The organism is Nostoc sp. (assembly GCF_054880495.1).
Map to the genome: position 1 here is coordinate 1 of NZ_JBTYKD010000397.1, position 3,168 is coordinate 3,168.

Sequence of the window (3,168 nt, forward strand, 5' to 3'; positions counted from 1 at the left end):
TAGCCCTAGCTTCTGCGTAATTTTCCTCTGCTTGTGCAAGCGTTCCTAAACAATGAAGCGTGAGAGCTTGCGAATAGCGATCGCCAAATTCGATAAAGATTTCCAGGGCTTGTTGATAATAATCCCGTGCCTGGTCGTATTCCCGCAACTCTTGGGCAAGCCTTCCCAACAGGTGGTAAGTGCTAGCACAATTATAGCGATCGCCAAATTCGATATTGATTTCCAGGGTTTGTTGATAATAATCCCGTGCCTGGTGGTATTCCCGCAACTCTTGGGCAACGATTCCCAACTGCTGGTAAGTGCTAGCACAATTATAGCAATCGCCAAATTCGATATTGATTTCCAGGGCTTGTTGATAATAATCCCGTGCCTGGTGGTATTCCCGCAACTCTTGGGCAAGCCTTCCCAACAGGTGGTAAGTGCTAGCACAGGAGTAGCGATCGCCAAATTCGATATTGATTTCCAGGGCTTGTTGATAATAATCCCGTGCCTGGTGGTATTCCCGCAACTCTTGGGCAAGCCTTCCCAACAGGTGGTAAGTGCTAGCACAGGAGTAGCGATCGCCAAATTCGATATTGATTTCCAGGGCTTGTTGATAATAATCCCGTGCCTGGTCGTATTCCCGCAACTCTTGGGCAACGTTTCCCAACTGGTGGTATGTCACAGCACAGAAGTAGCGATCGCCAAATTCGATATTGATTTCCAGGGTTTGTTGATAATAATCCCGTGCCTGGTCGTATTCCCGCAACTGTTCGGCAACGTTTCCCAACTGGTGGTAAGTGCTAGCACAATTATAGTGATCGCCAAATTCGATTTTGATTTCCAGGGCTTGTTGATAATAATCCCGTGCCTGGTCGTATTCCCGCAACTGTTCGGCAACGTTTCCCAACTGGTGGTAAGTCCTAGCACAGGAGTAGCGATCGCCAAATTCGATTCTGATTTCCAGGGCTTGTTGATAATAATCCCGTGCCTGGTCGTATTCCCGCAACTTTTGGGCAACCCTTCCCAACTGGTGGTAAATGCTTGCTAAGAAAGACTTGATTTGTCTTACTTCTACACCTTGGAGTTGTTGGGATAATTCGAGAATTCGCAGATAGGATGCTCTGGCTTGGGGATAATTTGGTGTTTGTAAATAACCCATAGCAAGGCGATCGAGTGCCATCACAATATGCATACCTATCTCACCTGTTCTAATTTCTGGTGGATAAGCGACTTGTGCCTGACAGACAAATTCCGACAGTTTCAAACTACTTGGAATATCATTATTTATATAAAAGTATTGAAACAAGCAAAAGAAAATATCAATACTTTCCTGTTTCTCTAAACAAATTTGCAAGGCATTATATAAATTTTCATATTCCAGCCGACAGAAGAAAATCCCGATCTGCCGTTCTTGCGGTTCCTTCGATTCCATATAGCGATTGTAGTCACGAGCTAAACCGATATAATGATTTTTAAAACCCTCCTGTAATGCTTCGCGTGTAGCTGCATCGAGTTCGGCTAATTTTGCTTTTAAAAAGAAGGGAAAAACAGGTTGAATTTGTAATAATTGACGAAGATCTTCATTGATAAGCGAGAGCAAACCCCAATTTATTGCTTCTTGAATTGCCCCATCAAACTTATCAAATTCATAATCTTGAAACGGCTCTAACTTCTGTAATTCCTTGGCATAATTAGGAATCTGCCACCTATAAATAAACCCACTAAAGGGAGCCAGACACAATAATAATTTCTGAGCATTCGGTGACAAATTACTATGAGAATATTCCACACATTTGAGAATACTCTGGGTTTTATCCTCACTTCCCGTATCTAAATTAATATCTGCTGCTGCTAACTTTGCCAAAATTTCCTGGGATGACAGATTTTTCAAATTAGCTAACACCACTTCCATTGCTAACGGATACCCCGCTAACACCTTCATCAATTTCTGAAAATCCTCATCTTCCCGTATCTTCGCTATCTTACCTTTATCCCCCACATTCCGCTCTAAAATCTTATTTGATAACTCCGTCCTCGCTTCTGCATCCAATCCTTGTAACTTATAAATATTCTGTTTAAAAGCCCCTTGCAACCAACTTTCATCACTGCGAGAACCTAAAATTACCCGCGTTTCTCCCCCTACCAACCGCGTCAAAAAATTTTGCAGTTGCTTTTGCTCGGCTGATGCTAAAGTATTTGGAATCGCTAAAGCTTGTCCTGTCACCGATTCCAAATTATCCAATATCAAAATATGAGATTCTGACCGCAATTTAGCCAGAAGCTTCTGCATCTGAGCGGTTAAATTCATCGCTTGAAAATTCGCAAACTCAAACTTTTTATATACCCGCTTGCCAATCTCAAATAAAATCTGTGTCAGCGTCCAAGCCCTTTCATCATAACCAAAATAAAATATCTCCGGTGCAAAGTTAGTCGTCTGCCACCAACTACGCAAATAATTTAATAGCGTTGTTTTTCCGGTTCCTCCCATTCCCTGCAACAGCAAAATATTATGACGAAATAAAGCCTTTTCAATCTTCAATATCTCCAAATCTCGCCCAATAAATCCATATTCTGGCGGCGTATATTGATATAAATTCCCTAATTTCTCAAGATACTCTTCTTCTTCCTCCGCTCTAAATTTCCGCAAATTAAAATTCACCCGTTGGTTACTATAAACCACAGGCAAAAGCCAATCTTATAAATCGATATTGGTATTAAAATAAGCTTGACGCGTCTTATTATTAAATAACTCCCTTCTCCCCAACCGGATCGCTTCGGTTATCTCCTTCCCCCCAAACAAGTTTTTATAAACCTGTTCCATCATCAACCGTGCAGCCGAAACTGTCACCGAATACCCCATTGCTACCACCATTTGCATTCCCGCAGTCATCAACCGACTACCCAAACTCGTCTCGCGGGAATTTTCGTTATTTTCCCCTTCTTCGGCGTTTCCTCGTACCTGCTTCCCCGACTGACAAGCATTGAGAATACAAACGGGAATCCCCTTCCCCGTCAACAAATTCGCTAATTCCCCCGCTTCTATGGGATCGGCTTTTCCTTTACTTTCCCCATCCAAAAACAAAAATGCCTTGTATCCGCTCGGTAAAACGGGGTAGGGAGTTATTCTGGTGTCCAGGACCAACCAAACGGATTAAGTGAAGATCTCTCCCGAATAATACTCCCTAA

General features: G+C 42.6%; 1 pseudogene. It reads right to left on the reverse strand.

From position 1 onward, the window contains the following. Positions 1-3,079, reverse strand: a pseudogene (locus ACYTXL_RS33465) (tetratricopeptide repeat protein); the annotation flags it as partial. Positions 3,080-3,168 lie beyond the last annotated feature (89 nt).